This window comes from Chryseobacterium tagetis, assembly GCF_016735585.2.
Taxonomy (GTDB): domain Bacteria; phylum Bacteroidota; class Bacteroidia; order Flavobacteriales; family Weeksellaceae; genus Chryseobacterium; species Chryseobacterium tagetis.
The window spans coordinates 15194-30488 of record NZ_JAERSE020000006.1; the positions used below are offsets into that span (position 1 = coordinate 15194).

The 15295-nt window shown below is 33.7% G+C and carries 17 protein-coding genes; 11 read left to right on the plus strand and 6 right to left on the minus strand.

The window, feature by feature from the left end; genetic code table 11:
• Positions 1–29: 29 nt before the first annotated feature.
• From JI747_RS18925 to JI747_RS18940, 4 genes are all read left to right on the plus strand, one after another.
• Positions 30–1298 (plus strand): DUF4252 domain-containing protein, encoded by a 1269-nt coding sequence (locus JI747_RS18925; RefSeq protein WP_225690429.1) that lies wholly within the window; start codon positions 30–32, stop codon positions 1296–1298.
• A 19-nt stretch (positions 1299–1317) separates the two neighbouring features.
• A complete protein-coding gene (locus tag JI747_RS18930) occupies positions 1318–1824 on the plus strand; it encodes a DUF4252 domain-containing protein (RefSeq protein ID WP_225690430.1) in 507 nt (168 codons plus the stop codon).
• Positions 1825–1983: 159 nt separating this feature from the next.
• The gene (guaB, locus tag JI747_RS18935; RefSeq protein WP_225690431.1) at positions 1984–3444 is read left to right on the plus strand and encodes an IMP dehydrogenase; all 1461 of its coding nucleotides are present in this window, start codon (positions 1984–1986) and stop codon (positions 3442–3444) included.
• 180 nt (positions 3445–3624) lie between these two features.
• Positions 3625–5502 carry a zinc-dependent metalloprotease gene (locus tag JI747_RS18940; RefSeq protein WP_225690432.1) on the plus strand — a complete coding sequence of 626 codons (1878 nt, stop codon included), beginning with the start codon at positions 3625–3627 and terminating at the stop codon, positions 5500–5502.
• Positions 5503–5599: 97 nt separating this feature from the next.
• On the opposite strand, the gene JI747_RS18945 is transcribed toward JI747_RS18940, so the two are convergent.
• Positions 5600–6676, minus strand: coding sequence for a DUF4407 domain-containing protein (locus JI747_RS18945; protein WP_225690433.1), 1077 nt, complete (start codon positions 6674–6676; stop codon positions 5600–5602).
• A 225-nt stretch (positions 6677–6901) separates the two neighbouring features.
• Between JI747_RS18945 and JI747_RS18950 the strand changes: the two genes are divergently transcribed.
• The 3 genes from JI747_RS18950 to JI747_RS18960 all read left to right on the plus strand — a co-directional run bounded on the left by JI747_RS18950 (position 6902) and on the right by JI747_RS18960 (position 9797).
• Entirely contained in the window at positions 6902–8803 is a 1902-nt protein-coding gene (locus JI747_RS18950; RefSeq protein WP_225690434.1) for a zinc-dependent metalloprotease, read from the plus strand.
• Between the two features lie 50 nt (positions 8804–8853).
• Positions 8854–9318, plus strand: coding sequence for a lipocalin family protein (locus tag JI747_RS18955; protein ID WP_225690435.1), 465 nt, complete (start codon positions 8854–8856; stop codon positions 9316–9318).
• A 68-nt stretch (positions 9319–9386) separates the two neighbouring features.
• On the plus strand, positions 9387–9797 hold the full coding sequence (locus tag JI747_RS18960; RefSeq protein WP_225690436.1) for a hypothetical protein: 411 nt from the start codon (positions 9387–9389) through the stop codon (positions 9795–9797).
• Between the two features lie 3 nt (positions 9798–9800).
• On the opposite strand, the gene ruvC is transcribed toward JI747_RS18960, so the two are convergent.
• Complete coding sequence (gene ruvC, locus JI747_RS18965) at positions 9801–10355, minus strand: crossover junction endodeoxyribonuclease RuvC (protein ID WP_225690802.1); 555 nt, start codon at positions 10353–10355, stop codon at positions 9801–9803.
• 52 nt (positions 10356–10407) lie between these two features.
• Positions 10408–10935, minus strand: a complete 528-nt coding sequence (locus JI747_RS18970; RefSeq protein ID WP_225690437.1) for a 2'-5' RNA ligase family protein — start codon at positions 10933–10935, stop codon at positions 10408–10410.
• Positions 10936–11026: 91 nt separating this feature from the next.
• Between JI747_RS18970 and JI747_RS18975 the strand changes: the two genes are divergently transcribed.
• The 4 genes from JI747_RS18975 to JI747_RS18990 are packed head-to-tail and all read left to right on the plus strand — an operon-like array spanning position 11027 to position 13372.
• On the plus strand, positions 11027–11350 hold the full coding sequence (locus tag JI747_RS18975; RefSeq protein WP_394371166.1) for a PadR family transcriptional regulator: 324 nt from the start codon (positions 11027–11029) through the stop codon (positions 11348–11350).
• A complete protein-coding gene (locus tag JI747_RS18980) occupies positions 11347–12042 on the plus strand; it encodes a hypothetical protein (RefSeq protein WP_225690439.1) in 696 nt (231 codons plus the stop codon). Before JI747_RS18975 ends, JI747_RS18980 begins: the two co-directional genes overlap by 4 nt.
• A gap of 2 nt (positions 12043–12044) precedes the next feature.
• Positions 12045–12662 (plus strand): hypothetical protein, encoded by a 618-nt coding sequence (locus tag JI747_RS18985; protein ID WP_225690440.1) that lies wholly within the window; start codon positions 12045–12047, stop codon positions 12660–12662.
• Positions 12659–13372, plus strand: coding sequence for a hypothetical protein (locus JI747_RS18990; protein ID WP_225690441.1), 714 nt, complete (start codon positions 12659–12661; stop codon positions 13370–13372). The genes JI747_RS18985 and JI747_RS18990 overlap by 4 nt, the downstream gene beginning before the upstream one ends.
• A 13-nt stretch (positions 13373–13385) precedes the next feature.
• On the opposite strand, the gene JI747_RS18995 is transcribed toward JI747_RS18990, so the two are convergent.
• The 3 genes from JI747_RS18995 to JI747_RS19005 all read right to left on the minus strand — a co-directional run bounded on the left by JI747_RS18995 (position 13386) and on the right by JI747_RS19005 (position 15280).
• On the minus strand, positions 13386–13580 hold the full coding sequence (locus tag JI747_RS18995; RefSeq protein ID WP_225690442.1) for a hypothetical protein: 195 nt from the start codon (positions 13578–13580) through the stop codon (positions 13386–13388).
• Between the two features lie 126 nt (positions 13581–13706).
• The gene (locus JI747_RS19000; protein ID WP_225690443.1) at positions 13707–14417 is read right to left on the minus strand and encodes a Dph6-related ATP pyrophosphatase; all 711 of its coding nucleotides are present in this window, start codon (positions 14415–14417) and stop codon (positions 13707–13709) included.
• On the minus strand, positions 14414–15280 hold the full coding sequence (locus JI747_RS19005) for a carboxypeptidase-like regulatory domain-containing protein (RefSeq protein WP_225690444.1): 867 nt from the start codon (positions 15278–15280) through the stop codon (positions 14414–14416). Before JI747_RS19005 ends, JI747_RS19000 begins: the two co-directional genes overlap by 4 nt.
• Between the last annotated feature and the right edge of the window lie 15 nt (positions 15281–15295).

Below are 15295 nucleotides of genomic sequence, written 5' to 3' on the forward strand. Positions count from 1 at the left end.
TCTAATCATTTGAAAATAAAAATTGACTCATGAAAAAAATAATCCTAATATTCGCACTCGCTTTTTCACATTTCTTCAATGTGTACGGGCAAAAAGATAAACTCGACCAGCTTTTTGATAAATACCAGGAAGTGGAAGGGGTGACCTCTATAAAAATCGCAAAACCAATGTTCGGAATGCTGAACAACTTAGATCTTGGGGATGCTGAATTGGATCAAATTAAACCCTTATTGGCAAAAATTGATGGACTGAAAGTATTCATTGCAGAAAAATCTCAGGATGCAGGTTCTGCAAAAGGACAAAAGTTATCACAGATCAGCAAAGATATTTCTTCTTATTTGGCCAATCTGAATTACAACGAAATCATGACCATGAACAGTGGGGGGGCCAAAATAAAATTCCTTTCAGCCGAAGAAAAAAATGGAATTCTGGATGATTTACTGTTGAGCATTGACAGTGGCGGTCAGGAAAATATTCTGGTAAAACTAGATGGGAAACTTTCGATGGATGATATTAATAAAATTATCAGCTCAACGGAAACAAAAATCAATCCTGTTACCAATACAAGAAATACTTTTATTTCAGATAATACCTCTTCTTATTTAAGTGGTGAATCCAGAAATGTTGGTGAGTTTTCAGGAATTCAGGTAAGTACCGGAGTGAATGTAGTTTTCAAACAGGAAAGTCCAGCGAATATTAAGGTAATTGCTGATGCAGATAAGCTGCAGTATATTGTTACCAAAGTAGAAAATGGGGTATTAAAGGTATATGTGGATAATAAAGGACAGAAAAATCTGAAGTTCAAGAATATCAGTGTAAATGTTTCTTCTCCAAGAATGGATAATATAAAGACTTCTTCCGGATCAACCTTTACAACGGTGAATGCTGTGAAAGAAAATAATATGATGATCGACGCTTCTTCAGGTTCTATGGTAAAGGGTAAATTCAATATTTCCAACAGTACAACAGTGGAAGCAACTTCCGGATCAGATATAAAAATTAATATTAACTCTAAAAACTTTGCATTTAAAGGATCAAGTGGTTCGAATACATCTTTTGACGGACAGGCTGAAATGGCAAGTTTTGATATCAGCAGTGGAGCGCTTTGTAAGGCAGAAGATTTAAAGGCCAATATGGTAGATGCAGAATCTTCATCGGGATCTAATCTTTCTGTGAATGCATCAAACAAATTAAAAGCAAAAGCATCTTCGGGAGGGATGATTAAATATAAAGGAAATCCGGAGATCACTTCTAATGTAAGTAAAATGTCGGGAGGAGCTTTAAAACCTATTAATTAAAATGTAAAACCCAATCGCCATGAAAATAATAAAGAACATTTTTCTGATCGTTTGTACGATGTTTCTGATGCAGTCTTGTATTGTTTCTTCCGGAAAGGGAAATATGATGTACTTTTCAGATTCAGGGAACGATTTTAAAGGAGCGAGATTTACCAGCATTAATGTGCCTATGTTTCTTGCAAAACCAGCAATTAAAAAAGCATTGAGAGAAGACGGGCAGGATAATGAAGATATTATTAAACTGGTAAAAAAAGTCTCAAAAATCAAAGTGCTGACTGTAGAAAATGGTGACAGAACGATGCTGAAAGATTTTACGAATTACTTGAATAACAATAATTATGAAGACTGGGCTACTATAAAACATGATGGGGATAATGTAAACATTCGTGTAAAACAAAAAGATGATGTCATCAAAAATATGCTCATCACCGTAAATTCTGATAAAGAATTGGTTTTTGTGGATGTAAAGGGAAGTTTTACGGCAGCCGATATTTCTAAAATGATTGCTTCAGCAATGGATAAATAAACAAGACATATTCATATACTTATTATTTTGTACAACCAAACCGTTTCTCAATTGAGTGCGGTTTTTTGATTTAAGTTATTGATTATTAAATTTTATGTAAACTATTAAAATCGATTTTCGTATCTCGCCAAAATGTCTTAATTTTGCAAGAAAGTAAAGATGTCTATTCATAACAAAATTGTAGAGACAGCCATCACTTTCGATGACGTGCTTCTAGTTCCTTCTTATTCTGAAGTTTTACCTAATCAGGTTTCATTAAAATCAAGACTTACCGACAAAATTACGCTGAATGTTCCTATCGTTTCTGCTGCAATGGATACCGTTACAGAGGCCGATTTGGCAATTGCTTTGGCAAGAGTTGGTGGACTGGGTTTCATTCACAAAAATATGACGATTGCGGAGCAGGCTGCACAAGTAAACAGAGTAAAGCGTTCTGAAAACGGAATGATCTCTGATCCTGTTACCCTTTCAAAAGATCATACTTTGGCTCAGGCTAAAGAAACAATGGCTAAATATAAAATCTCTGGTCTTCCTGTAGTAGATGCCGAAAATACATTAATCGGGATTATTACAAACAGAGATGTAAAATATCAGGAAAACCTTGATATGAAGGTTGAAGAGATCATGACAAAAAATAATCTGATCACTTCTGATAAAAATACAAACCTGGAAAAAGCAAAAGAAATCCTTCTTAAAAACAGAGTTGAAAAGCTTCCGATTGTAGATGCTAACAACAAATTGGTAGGATTGATTACTATTAAAGATATTGATAATCAATTAGAATATCCAAACGCTAACAAAGATCAAAATGGTCGTTTAATCGTTGGTGCCGGAGTTGGAGTTGGAGAAGATACCTTAGATAGAATTGCTGCTTTGGTTCAGGCTGGTGTAGATATTATCGGTATTGATTCTGCGCATGGTCACTCAAAAGGAGTTTTAGATAAAATTTCAGAAATCAGAAAAGCATATCCGGATTTGGATATCGTTGGTGGAAATATCGTAACAGCTGAAGCTGCAGAAGATTTAATCAAAGCTGGAGCAAATGTTCTTAAAGTAGGAGTTGGACCTGGTTCTATCTGTACTACAAGAGTTGTTGCAGGTGTTGGAGTTCCTCAGTTATCTGCTATTTATAACGTTTATGAATATGCTAAAACTAAAAATGTTGCAGTAATTGCTGATGGAGGGATTAAGCTTTCAGGAGATATCGTAAAAGCTATCGCAAGTGGAGCTGGAGCGGTAATGTTAGGATCATTATTAGCAGGAACAGACGAAGCACCAGGTGAAGAAATCATCTTCCAAGGCAGAAAATTCAAAACGTACCAAGGTATGGGAAGTCTTTCTGCAATGAAGAGAGGAGGTAAAGAAAGATATTTCCAAAGTGAAGCTAAAAAATTCGTTCCGGAAGGAATTGAAGGTCGAGTTCCTAGTAAAGGAAAACTGGAAGATGTTATTTTCCAATTGACCGGTGGACTTAGAGCCGGAATGGGATATTGTGGAGCAAAAGATGTTGAAGCTTTACAAAAAGACACTAAAATGGTAATGATTACAGGCAGCGGATTGAAAGAATCTCATCCTCACGATGTGATTATTACTCAGGAAGCTCCGAATTATTCTTTGTAGTAATACAAACTTTAATATACAATAAAAAAGTTGTTCAGTTTTATCACTGAGCAGCTTTTTTATTTATGTACTATTTCTTCAGATATTAAGATGTTTTTAGAAAAAAGTACATAAAATATTGAATAGCAAGCAGTGTATAAATATTAATTTGTAAATTGGGGGACCTTAAAAATAAAAGAAATGAAGAAAACATTACTTTATGGTTTTGCGTTGTTTTCGTTATCACTAACGGCTCAACAGCAACATAAAATTTGTGGTTTTGATGAAGAACTAGCCTTACAGGATAGACAAAATCCTGGAATGCGGCAAGCATTTGAAAAAATTGTTAAAAAAATTAAAGAGGAGAAGGCAAATAATCCTTCTGTAACATCTGCTAAATTAGTTAATGGTGTTTATGAAATTCCTGTTGTAGTACATGTTATTTATCCTACTGGTGCTGCAGTTGGAACGACTTACAATAAATCTGATGCCGATATTCAGGCTTGGATAGAACATGCAAATCAAATGTATGCAGGTACTTATGCTTGGCCTACAAGTGGTGTGCCGGCAGACTTTGGTCAATCTGCTGTTTTTCCAATCAGATTAGTGCTAGCTAAAAGAACGCCAAACTGTGCATCAACTAATGGTATTGTTAGATATGATGGAGGTGGTTTGAGTGGTTATAATGCTTCTGGGATGGCATATCAAACAACTAATGGAGCCAGTAGAACAGCTATTAAAACTTTAGCCCCACATTGGCCAGAGGCTTCCTATTTTAATATTTATGTCATCAGTACATTTGATGGTAGTACTTCTCCTAATTCAGGATTGATGGGATTTGCAGCGTTTCCTAATAATCTTGATACAAACTATGAATCTTTCATGAAATCTGGAGTTGTTACAAATGCTCATGATACTACGTTCGCTCATGAATTTGGACATGCAATGGGATTGTATCATACTTTCCAAGATGGGAATTATGCTGCCTCTCCGGGAGATGCGGATTATTGTCCACCAACTACTGGAGTATGCGAAGATGATGATGATGGAGTATGTGACACTGAAAGGGCAGGTAGTGGGTATCTACTTTGGCCTGTACCAAGCAACTCTGCAATTAATCCATGTACTGGTACTAATTATCAAGGGGTTCAATATAATATGATGAATTACTCTAATTCCGTTGCTCAAAAATTTACGGTAGGGCAAGGTGAGAGTATAGACAATTATTTTATGATATTTAGAAGCAGCTTAACAACTTCAAAAGCAGCCACACCTTTACCAGCCACACCTGCTCCATCAATTGTTCCAATTGCAGCGACTTGTAATCCTACAGGAATAGCCAACCCGGGAAATTTCTTAGCGGGTCCTACTGCTGTTAAATTAGGTGAAATTAATAATGAATCACCAGGATATTGGCAAGCCCATGCAACTTATTATGTAGACTATACTTTAAATGGTTGTTTGGCTAATGCACATACTTCTTTAGTTGTAAATCAACAGCAGGCTATAACAGTAGAGTTTTTAAAAGCTACTACCGCAGATCAATCTATTAGAGTTTGGATTGACTATAATAATAACGGAACATTTGAAACTTCTGAGCTGGTTGCATCGGGGAATAATGTAGCAGCAGGTGCAGGCGGATTTGGAACTTTCACGGCCAACTTTACTCCTCCATCTACAGCTGTAATGAATACTCCTCTTCGTATGAGAGTTTTAACTGATATGAATAGTCCTAGTTCTTATTCTCCTTGTGGACAGTTAGGATATGGGCAAGTAGAAGACTATTCTGTAACGTTGGTAACAAATTTGGGGACAAGTGAAACTAAGGTAGATAATGATGATTTAGTAATTTACCCGAATCCGGTTGCAAGTGGAGATAAAGTATTTATTAAAGCTAAAGATGGAAAGGATCTAAAAGTTTCTATCTTAGACATGTCAGGAAGATTAATTTCTAATCCTTCTGTAATAGGAGAAGGAAAAGATCTTTACAAAATCAATCAACAGCTTGAAAAAGGGGTGTATATGATCCAGATTTCAAATGGTAAAAACAGTAAATCATCTAAGTTGATTATTAAATAATTATAACTTAATATAAAACAGAAAATGTCTCCAGTTATTGGAGACATTTTTATTTGAAATGCATTACAATATACTATCTAAGATTAATTAACTAGGGTTATTCTTTTTTTCTAAATTTGTCCTTAAAATCATCAATCCTAAAATCAGTTGCAGCGTTTCCTTTTTCTATTTTTTCTTTAGCATACAATCGGAAATCATTTTCCGTTTTTTCAAGAAGATGATCATAAGGACCGATATGAGAAATAAGTTTTACCAAGACCGGTGAAATTTCAAGACAGATAAAAAGTCCCATAATAAAACTCGCAGCTAAACCTATTATTGCCGAATTTTTCCCCAATTCATCCAATGCCTGTAACCTTGCGGCAAAACCATTAAATTTATCTTCAAAGGTCTCAGTAGATTTTCTTTCAGTTTCAAGATTGGTATAAACTTTTGAAATTTCCTTGTCAAGATATTCCAACCTCGGAGCCACCTGTTTTTGATAATTTTCCAAATCTTGTTTTCTTTGTTCTTTTAATTCCTGTTTACGTTTTGCATTACTTCCAAAACCTACTTTTCCACTGGTAAGACCTGTTTTGGTGCCGAGTATTTCTTTTTCAAGCTCTACAGAAGCAGAATCATAAGATTTTTGGTATTGGACAATCTTTTCAGAGATTTGTTTTTTCTCAGTTTCAAAAGGTCCGCTTTGTTGCAGAATACGTCCGTTCATTTCTCCCTGAAGCTGTTTCTTATTTCTTTGAATAATGGTATTCAGTTGTTTATTGACCTCTTTTTCAAAAATTTTAAGCTCTAATGGTTTCGAAATGATAATCCCTAAAAAAGTTGCCAGTACAAGACGCGGAATTGCCATTAAGATTTGATTCCACCATGTTCCTGTTTTCTTTATAGATGAAACAATGTAACGGTCTAAATTAAAGATCATTAAGCCCCATAAAATTCCAAATCCGATGGCTGTCCAGATATTGTCAAATACAGTAAACATTGCATAGCCAGCTGATAATGTCGCAAAAACTGCCGTAAAAAGGACAATTCCACCAATTCCAGCAAACTTATTCCATTCGCTGGGTGTTTTTCTTAAAATATGAATGTTTCCTCCAGAGCAGACCATAAGGAATTTTTGAAACCAATTAATCTTATAATCAGTTTGATTTATAATTGATTGTGTTTTTTTCATAGTTGAAAATTTATACAAAAGTAATACTAAAAATCATACCAATGTTAAAGATAGTATTATGTTTTACCAAGTATGTGTTTAATATTATTTATTCTCTTATTTATCAGCGGATTAAATTTCAATTTAAGGATATGTTAAGGATTTGTGAAATTTAACTTAAAATTATACAGAAGGATTTAAAAATTAATGATAGTTTTGCCGAAAATATTACTTAAGTATTATAATATGAAGAAAATAAGTGTAATTTTTGCGTTAATATCCTTTATTAATGCATTTTCTCAAAACACATCAAGGTATTGTGGTTTTGACGAAGTAATGAGGAAAATGAATTCCAAATATCCAAATTTGGAAAAGAACAGGGAAGAAGCAGATGCTAAATTTGCAGGTTTAAATGTCCAATCCTATTTGAATAGAGTAGGGGCAAATACTTCATGGAATGGGCTTTATACAGGTCAGGTATATGAAATTCCTGTTGTAGTACACGTTATTGAATCAAATGCTGCAGCAAATTCAAATTTACACCTTACAGATCAGGAAATTATAGACTGGATTGGTAGAGCTAACAGCATGTATGCTACAACATTCGGAAATGGGTTTTATGCTGAAGGTTCAGGGCCTACAGGAGGAGCTGTAATTCCTTTTAAGCTTGTATTAGCGAAAAGATCTCCAACCTGTACACCTACAACCGGAATTGTAAGATATAACGGAAGTACATTGACTGGTTATGATTCGTATGGAGTTGCAATGCAAAGTTCTAACGGAGCAGATGATTATTTAATTAAAACTCAGATTGCACCACATTGGCCGGAAAACTCTTATTTTAACATCTATGTAGTAATTGGATTTGATGGGCAGCAACAATTGTCTTATGGATTGATGGGCTATGCCAACTTTCCTGACTCATACGACTTTGATTATGAAAGTTTCATGAAAGTAGCTACGATTAAAAACCAAAACGACACAACACTTACTCATGAATTAGGACACGCATTTGGATTATACCATACATTCCAAGGAGTTTCATATACTAGCCAGACTACGTGCCCAACAAATACTAACTGTGCTACAGATGGAGATCGTGTTTGTGATACTTCACCTTCAAGAAGTATGTATGGAGTAGCTGTTCCAAGTAATACAAGCATTGATCCTTGTACCGGTGTGAATTTTGACGGAACGCAATACAACATTATGAATTATACGAATGTTGAAAGAAAATTCACTGACGGACAAAGAGACAGAGCAGTATTGATGATGATGGAATATAGAAAAAATCTGCTTAACTCATTAGGAGCAACAGATCCTTCAGTTACAGTGACCTCTCCTGTGAGTGTAATTGCTGCACAATGTAATCCGGCAGGAACGCTTCACCCGACAAACAATAATTTTGCGATTGGGCCTTACAGAGTTGTTATGGGATCTATTAATAGTATTAGCGGTGGTTACGATTCTGACGAAGTGTCACCGGTTTATTATGTTGATTATGCTAATGCAACATGTATCAGACCATCTTATTTTACGGATATTTCTACGTCAACGAGTACTCCGCTTAAAATAAGCTATATGAATGGATTTAGCCAAGCAAATAAATTCAGAACAAAAGTTTGGATAGATTATAATAATAACGGGACTTTTGAAACAACTGAATTAGTTGTTAATAATGTTTCTACAAACCCTGTGAGTGCATCAACTTCAGTTACTCTTACTAATAATATTACGGCTCCTGCTTCAGCAGTAAAAAATACTTATTTAAGAATGAGAGTTGCTGTAGATGCTGCTACCTATGACTGGACTGATCTACCTGATTTTGGAGCATGTGCACAATTACAATATGGCCAGATGGAAGATTATGCTGTAAGAGTATTGGATGTTTTAGGAACTTCTGAAGTAAAAGATAATGCTGATACTAAAATTGTATATGTGAAAACTGAAAATAAATTAAAGCTTGTTGGAAGCAGAAACGAAATTTTTGGAGACTATCAGCTTTTTGATATGAGTGGAAAACTGATTCAGAGAGGAAATTCGAAGACTAACGAAATTCAGATTAGTCAGGAACTTCCAAAAGGAGCTTATATTGTTAATTATTCTAATAATGACAAAGGAGGCTCAAAAAAGTTTATCAATAACTAATTTAAAATATAAAAGAAGCTCTGAATAAGAGCTTCTTTTTTTATATAGAAATGAAAAGAATTATTTATTTACTGATGTATTGCTTAGTATTGGTAAACTGCCAGTCTCAAAATAAGAACCTGAATCTAGATAAGAAAAATATAGAGCAAAGTTCCGATCCTAAAAAATATCTTCTTGGGAACTGGGTGCTTATTGAACGAAATTACTGGGACGGAAATATCAAAAAATCTTATCCTCTTCATGACTGTGAAAAGAAATACTCTCTGAGTTTTGTAAAAGAAAATGCTGATTTTTTTCTAACTAAAAACTACGTGGATGGTAAAAATTGTGATGTTAAAAGTAATTCAGGTAAAATTTCTGTTTCAATAAATGAAGGTTTTTTCTCTTATCTTGATCTTGATTTAAAAAGAAAGGAATCTTATAAAATGATCTCTGAAAGTAAGCTTTCTCTTATTTACAACGAAATTTTGGAGGGTAAAGTCAGAGAGATCGAAGATGTGTATGAACGATTTTAAAAAGTAAATGAAAATCAATTTATAAAAATAGTCTTATCTTTAAATAACCAATCCATAAAAAAGTAGTTATGAAAAATACAATAGGGCTTTCATTAATATGTATAGCATTTGTTTTGACTTCATGTAAAAATGAGAAGACGATTGATGAAGAACTGAAAGAAGTAGCAGCAAATATGAATAAACTTACCCCGCAAACTCTCAACGATGGGGTTCGTCTTGACAGTGTTTCAGCTTTGCCTAATAAGGTTTTTAAATATCATTATACTTTAACAGACGATGTCAAAGAAAGTGTAACTCCTGAAGAAATTGAAACATTTAAAAGCCAGGCAAAAGAAGAAGCAGTCAGAGCGGTGAAAACTTCTGCAGACATGGAAGAGTTCAGAAATAATGATGTGACTTTACACTATTCTTATTCTGATAAAAATGGAAAACCAACAGCAGATTTTACCATTACTCCTGCAGAATATAAAACCAAATAATATTTATTTCAGACGATCCGGATTTTGCTTTAAAAAACTTTCCCACCCTGTATAAGATTTAGTATCTGTAATGGTGCCGGAATTAAAATGATGACATACCGCGACTGCTAAACCATCAGAAGCATCAAGATATTTGGTAGGGAATTCCTTTAATTTCAGAAGATTCTGAAGCATTCCTGCAACCTGCTCTTTGCTGGCATTTCCGTTTCCGGTAATTGCCATTTTTATTTTTTTCGGTGAGTATTCAGTAATGGGAATATTTCTGTAGAGACTTGCTGCCATCGCAACACCTTGAGCGCGCCCCAATTTTAACATACTCTGAACATTCTTTCCATAAAATGGAGCCTCTAAAGCGACCTCATCGGGATGAAATTCATCGATAAGAGCCAGTGTTTTCTCAAAAATATATTTAAGCTTTGTTTCGTGATTCGGGTATTTCTTTAAAAGTAATTCGTGAATAGAAACCATTTCCATTTTTCCTTTCTTTACCGAAATTAATCCGAATCCCATAACCGTTGTTCCGGGGTCAATGCCTAATATTATTTTCTCTGCTGAAATCATTGCTTCAAAGATACTGCTTTATTCAGGGAGTTGAAAAATGGATTAAAGATTATTTTCCGGAAAGCATTTTCTCTGCAATCTGAACCCATTTTCCATCGTGACGGAGTAATACTATTTTATCAACTAGGAATTTAGTTTTATAGATTTTGTGTTGATAGACTTCCCATGCTTTCAGAAAATTATCATAAGTAAGGTCTCTGTATCCAACAGTTACATGAGGGTTGAATGTATAATTTTTAAAACTAAATTTTTCTTTTACGTTTAGCTGGAGCTGTTTTAAATTTTCATTTTCTTCAGGCTGTACAAACAAAACAGGATTTTTGGGATTGGGAAAACTTCCAAAACCGTTCAGTATGATTTCAAACGGACTCATGTCTGTATTGATTTTTTGAAATGCATCAAGAATATCACTTTCAAGCTCAAACTCTCTGTCGAATGGGGGAAATAAAGTTATATGCGCTTCATTTTTTAATGCTTTGGTGTTAGCAAAATTTGTGGCCAGATCCTGTTTAAAAACATTAATTTCTTCAATAATGTTCTGAGGAGGATATATAGCGATGAAGTACATTTTTTTCATATTTCAAAGGTAATATTTATTTAAAGTAAAAAATAGTTTTATACATAAGAAAATTATGCATAGATTTGTAAGGTATTAAATCTACGGGATGATGAAAAAAAACAGTCTCTATAAAGGAACACTTCAGAATATTATTCTGAAACTGCTTTCAAAGGAAGTGAAAATGTATGGCTATCAAATCACGCAACGTGCAAAAGAACTTACAGAAGGCGAATTGGAAATGACGGAAGGTGCATTGTATCCTCTTTTGCACAAGCTGGAAGCAGACGGTATTATTACCTCTGAAGTACAGGAAATAAACGGAAGAAACAGGAAATATTACCTGCTTACTGATCATGGGAAAAAGCAACAGGCGATGCAGGAAGATGAAATGAAAAGCTATTTGTTTAATCTTAAAACTATATTTGATATATGATGTCGGTAGAACACAAAAAAGAAATTCGTAATTATCTTCTTTCCAAAAAAATTCCATTGGATATTCTGATAGAAGTGGAAGATCATTTTATAAGCCAGATTGAAATTCTGATGAGTAAGACTACTTCCTTTGAAAAGTCTTTTGAGGAGGTAAAACAGGCATGGAAAAAAGATCTTACCCTGACAAAAAACTTTGGGAAAGAAATTCCGGTTTTTGTGAAGGATATAAAAGATAAGGCAATGATCAGGATTTTCTGGAAATCACTCCTTGTATTTTTTGTTATGAATGGGAGTGTTCTGGTACTTTCCAAAGTTTTAGAAAAAGAAACTTTTAGTGAGATCTTTCCTTTTTTGGTTTCGACCTTGACTTCTATCCCTTCAATACTTTTTCTCTGGTATATACGCTATTTTAACTATGTAGGTCAGTTTAAAAAGATTAAGTTCAATATTTTCCAGAGTTCTCATGCAATTGTAATTTTAGTAGGAGCTTTTCAGCCATTTTTATTGGGGCAATACGGAAAGGTCGGAGCACAAATTTATAGCTGGTTTGAGCAAGGTTCATTAATCGGACTTTTATCATTGATTATTTTTTCTGGTTTTGTCGGATTGTATTCATATGGCTTTTTTATCCTTTTGGGCTTTGTAAAATCTATGAAGAAAATGAAACCCTATCTTAAAACTTTTAATCTGTAAAAATGATGAATAAAGAATACCTTACAGAAATAGAGAAATATCTGAAAAGTAAGAAACTGAGTGCTGCCGTATTTGCTGAGGTTTATGACCACTTTGTTATGCAGATTTCCGATTTGATGACCACAAAAAACATCAGTTTTCATGAGGCATTTGTTTATACAAAGCTGAATTGGGAAACTGAACTTGAAATGGTGAAAGCGGATTTTTTTTCATTCAGAAAGATTGCACGAATTGAAAAGACAATTGTACGGTCAAGATTTAAAAAGATTATATACTCATCTCTTCTTTTTTCTGTGCTATTGGGATTGATTGTTCCAATTTCTGAAGAGATGTTTTTCTATTCAGAGATTCTGATTCTTTTGTCTTTAGTTTCCATTTTGATGTATAATTTTATCTGGAAGAAAATGAGTTTTAAAGAATATCAGCAGATAAGCTTTCATCCATTATTGTTGAGAAATATAATAGTGGCAGTTATAACTGTTCCCCTGTTCGGATATTTTTCAGAAACATTTGATTTCTGGAAACCAATACTGAATCAGGTAATTCTTTTGTATTGTGTGATGGTGAAAATTCAGCTTTTGTATTTCAGAGCGAAGAAAATTAATGTGCTACTTTCATGAATAAAGAACAATTAGATCTTATCAGAGATTATCTTATTTTTCAAAAACTTCCGTTAGATATTTTATTGGAGGTGGAAGATCATATGGCTTCACAGGTTTTGGATATTCAGAAGAATGAAGATATAAGTTTTGATGAAGCTTTTCTGAAAACTCAGAAGCTGTGGGAGAGTGAGTTTAAAATGACGACTTATTCAGTATTTTATTCAGAAAAGATCCCGGTAATCGTGAAGAAGATTGTTAAAGCAAAGTATAACAGGATTCTTAAAAAGTCTGTTTTCTATGCTTTAATTTCTTTTTTTGTAAATCTATTACTGATTTATATTTCTAACAGTCAGGAAACGTATACTAATCTCTTTAGACTCCAAAATGTATTATTTCTGTTGGCTCCTGCTTTAGTTTGGGCATTCAATTATAAAATCAGGAAATACGTTAAAAGAGGTTTTAAATATAAAGGAAGATCCTTCTATTCCATCTATCAGCAAAATATAGGAATTATGGTGGTGAGTACAACGACCATGGCTCAACTTGTTGCTAAAAATGGGAAGTATGCTTATTTATTATTCAAAACAGATCATCTCGGAAACCTAGTGTATGCTTTAGTGACCCTAGTGTTTCCTTTTTTAACCCAAATAATCGTGATCTTTGGGATTCTTAATTTCTTTGAACATAAAAAAACGTTAAAAAAATTATCAGTATTCGTGGCAGAATAAATGCACAGATAAATCAATCGAAAAATAAAACCCCTGAAATGTGAAAATATTTCAGGGGTTTGGATAATTTGCCACTGTTTTCTATACTATAATCTTGTGTAGTTCCGTTATAGTACGTAATTCTGATTCCTGTTTGTGAAAAATATAAGGTTGCAGTGAGCAGAAAGAAAATCAGTAAAGATTTACTTAAAAGCTTTAGATTTTTCATTGTTATTTATTTTATAGAACAAAAATAAAATTTGCATTACAATGAAAATAAAATTTGAGGTAAACGGTAAAAATGTGTTAGTGAATGAGAAATGTTTATTTAAACCGAGTTTGTTTTGATATTTCCTTATTTTAGGAGCAAATCACAAAACCAGAAAACATAATCTCCATTTTCTTCATGATCATCAGTTTTGGGTTTCGGATATGTTTTTTTGACGGTTTCTCCCATTTCAAATTGAACAGGATTTTTAAAAACAGGGCCATCGAAAGTAAAAGTGTGGAATTCTCCGTTCTCTCCACAAGGATCAACATTTTCTGGCAGGTCATTAATGAAATCCTTATCAATAATTCTTCCAGCAAAGCTTTTGTCCAAATACGTTTCGTTGACGCAGGTCACAATGGTTTTAAAACCTAAATCTAGAAATTCGTGGATGAGGTCGGTTGTCTTGATCTTCCATAAAGGGAAAACACCTTCCATTCCGATGGATTGTAGCTGATCTTCTCTGTATTTTCTTAAGTCTTCTAAAAAAATGTCTCCAAAAATAGAATGAGTAACACCTTGAGACTGGATTGTATTCATGGTTTTGCTCATGATCTCACGATATTCTTCCATGGTTGGTTCTTTCGGAAGCTCCATTTTAATTAAAGGAAAACCTAAACTTTCAGCCTGTTTTTCCAGTAATGAAACATGAACGCCATGCATAGAAATTCTTTGAAACTCTTTATTAATGCTTGTGAGCAAAGAAGTGATTTCAAATTGGTCTTCTTGTAAAGTTTTATATAATGCAAGCGCAGAGTCTTTTCCGCTGCTCCAGTTGAAGATGGCTTTTGGCTTCATTTTGAGAAAACTAAATATAAACCGTCTTTTGAAGTGTCACTGTAAATAGCTTTTGCTGTTTTTCCATAAAAATGAAAAATCTTAAAATCTTTTCTATTGAGTTCATACAACTCTTTTTCTGTAATTTCTTCACCATCTAATAAAATAGTAGGTTCCAGTTTTTTTGAAGAAATGCCACCAGCAATAATAACGGCTTCGTCAATTTCAGAACTATTAAAAGAAAACTGCTTTTTCCTTAGCTCATCTTTAGTAAGGATGTACTCTTTATCATTGTAGCCTCCAAAGTCAAAATGGAGTACATTGTTGTTGTTTTGAATATAAAAAGCGGGTACAATTAATTTGTAGATTCCATCTTGATTTGTATTAGCCTTAAAAATTTTTTCTTTTGTGATTAAAGTAACCTCAATATTTTGTAGAGGTTGACCTGTTTCAGAATTGATTAAGCTTCCTGAAATAATAAAGTCTTTATCCGTCGTTTTTTCCTCTTCCGAATCTTTTTCCGGTTGGTTTTTCTTTTCTGAAATTTCAGTTGAAGAATTTTCAATGGTTACGGCATTGGTTTGAATTCCGGTTAAACTTGCGGCAATTGTCAATCCTGCAATAAGTCGTGAATATCCTTTTCGCTTTTCGTGATTGATGATGATTTTTTCAGGACGGGGAAAATTTCTATTTGATTGATGTTGGAAAATTTTCCCACAGATCTTTCCATTCGACATTTCCAAAAGTTGAAAAATTTCGTCGTCCGTTTTTTGAGTCAAATCCAAAACTTTTTTAGAGCACAAATCACAATATTTTCCTTCAGGAATGTCGTGCATATTGTCCCATGTTTCTTCGCAAGGATTTTCTATCTGAAAAATTTTCATCACATTTTTTTATAA

What these genes read in the sequence shown, in the direction of transcription:
- JI747_RS18980 (WP_225690439.1), top strand. Translation starts at nt 11,347, where the DNA reads ATGATGTCGGTAGAACACAAAAAAGAAATTCGTAATTATCTTCTTTCC.
- JI747_RS18970 (WP_225690437.1), bottom strand. Translation starts at nt 10,935, where the DNA reads ATGAAAAAAATGTACTTCATCGCTATATATCCTCCTCAGAACATTATT.
- JI747_RS18950 (WP_225690434.1), top strand. Translation starts at nt 6,902, where the DNA reads ATGAAGAAAATAAGTGTAATTTTTGCGTTAATATCCTTTATTAATGCA.
- JI747_RS19000 (WP_225690443.1), bottom strand. Translation starts at nt 14,417, where the DNA reads ATGAAGCCAAAAGCCATCTTCAACTGGAGCAGCGGAAAAGACTCTGCG.
- JI747_RS18940 (WP_225690432.1), top strand. Translation starts at nt 3,625, where the DNA reads ATGAAGAAAACATTACTTTATGGTTTTGCGTTGTTTTCGTTATCACTA.
- JI747_RS18960 (WP_225690436.1), top strand. Translation starts at nt 9,387, where the DNA reads ATGAAAAATACAATAGGGCTTTCATTAATATGTATAGCATTTGTTTTG.
- JI747_RS18975 (WP_394371166.1), top strand. Translation starts at nt 11,027, where the DNA reads ATGAAAAAAAACAGTCTCTATAAAGGAACACTTCAGAATATTATTCTG.
- JI747_RS18990 (WP_225690441.1), top strand. Translation starts at nt 12,659, where the DNA reads ATGAATAAAGAACAATTAGATCTTATCAGAGATTATCTTATTTTTCAA.
- JI747_RS18995 (WP_225690442.1), bottom strand. Translation starts at nt 13,580, where the DNA reads ATGAAAAATCTAAAGCTTTTAAGTAAATCTTTACTGATTTTCTTTCTG.
- guaB (WP_225690431.1), top strand. Translation starts at nt 1,984, where the DNA reads ATGTCTATTCATAACAAAATTGTAGAGACAGCCATCACTTTCGATGAC.
- JI747_RS18945 (WP_225690433.1), bottom strand. Translation starts at nt 6,676, where the DNA reads ATGAAAAAAACACAATCAATTATAAATCAAACTGATTATAAGATTAAT.
- JI747_RS18985 (WP_225690440.1), top strand. Translation starts at nt 12,045, where the DNA reads ATGATGAATAAAGAATACCTTACAGAAATAGAGAAATATCTGAAAAGT.
- JI747_RS18955 (WP_225690435.1), top strand. Translation starts at nt 8,854, where the DNA reads ATGAAAAGAATTATTTATTTACTGATGTATTGCTTAGTATTGGTAAAC.
- JI747_RS18925 (WP_225690429.1), top strand. Translation starts at nt 30, where the DNA reads ATGAAAAAAATAATCCTAATATTCGCACTCGCTTTTTCACATTTCTTC.
- JI747_RS18930 (WP_225690430.1), top strand. Translation starts at nt 1,318, where the DNA reads ATGAAAATAATAAAGAACATTTTTCTGATCGTTTGTACGATGTTTCTG.
- JI747_RS19005 (WP_225690444.1), bottom strand. Translation starts at nt 15,280, where the DNA reads ATGAAAATTTTTCAGATAGAAAATCCTTGCGAAGAAACATGGGACAAT.